The following is a 1,120-nucleotide window of genomic DNA, read 5'->3' on the forward strand; positions in this document are numbered from 1 at the left end:
CAGCTGTTGATCCTTGATCCGGTTCTCCATGTCGCCCCGAGCGCAGTATTGCTCGTAGTAAAGCTTGAAGCCGTCGTCGTAACGGGAACTGATGATAAACCGGGGGTTAGAGCCCAGTTCGCCTTCCTCTAAACGGGCCACCACCCAGCGTGGGTATTTCCAGGAGTGGGCTTGATATTGGAAGCGGAACGTCTCCGCCACTTTTCCTCCCACCTGCCATTGGGTCTTGCGCACCAGCATCATGGGGGCGTCCACTTCCTTGAGCAGCCGACTGTTCTTACCGATACCCACGATGTAGTCAACGTGATGCCGATCGCACCAGTTCAGCATCCGGGGACGACAAAAGTGGCTATCACCGCGTAACACGATGCGGGTATCGGGCCAGTATTGACGGATAAAGCGTACCAGTAAGGCGAGAATGGCCCAACTATGGCGGCTGTCGCTTCGGTCACTGGTGCGCAGATAGCTCACCAGCAGGTGGCGCCCACAGAAGACATACAGTGGGAAGTAGCAGTGGTGATCGTAATAGCGATTAAAGAACTTGCCAGGTTGGTCACCGTGCACGGGAATATCGGTGCCGTCAAAGTCCAGCACGAGCTCCTTTGGTGGTTCATTATATTGTTCAATGAAGTGATGCCAGAGTAGCTCATGGGCCTTCACCATCGCTTGTCGGTCCGCGTTCTGCTCTATCCGGGACAGCGTTGACTTGCCTGCCAGCACCTCCTTTTCACCCAGTGCCGTCTGAAGGGCCTGGTCATAGCGCAGGGCTTCATGGTCGTTGAAATCTTCGTAGCCAGCGGCGACACCGAACACGCGCTGGCGAACCAGGGTGTCGAGCTTGTGGCGAACCTGATCAGGTGACCTGGGATCATGGAGTACCGAGGCCAAACGGCGCGTCAGGCGGTGTTGTTTATCGACTTCGCGAAGTAGGAGCAATCCGGCATCGGAGGTAATGTGGCCACCGGAGAAATCGGCTTCAATTTGGCGGCGCGAGAGTGGCGAGAAGGTCAGTTTTTCAGGTACCATTTTGGAAGCGGCTGTTGGTGTTGGTTTTTGGTGTAAGGCCCTGAAACTTTAACACTTTCAGCCGCTTCCTTTTATGCCTCGTGAGAAATTCGGG

1 protein-coding gene is annotated in these 1,120 nt (G+C 55.4%); it reads right to left on the minus strand.

Going from position 1 to position 1,120, the window contains the following annotated elements:
* Positions 1 to 1,026 (minus strand): IS1380 family transposase (locus QT231_RS24180; protein WP_308339321.1); only part of this gene is annotated, 1,026 nt, incomplete at its 3' end.
* Between the last annotated feature and the right edge of the window lie 94 nt (positions 1,027 to 1,120).

It is taken from the genome of Halomonas sp. SpR1 (assembly GCF_031010175.1).
Classification (GTDB): domain Bacteria; phylum Pseudomonadota; class Gammaproteobacteria; order Pseudomonadales; family Halomonadaceae; genus Vreelandella.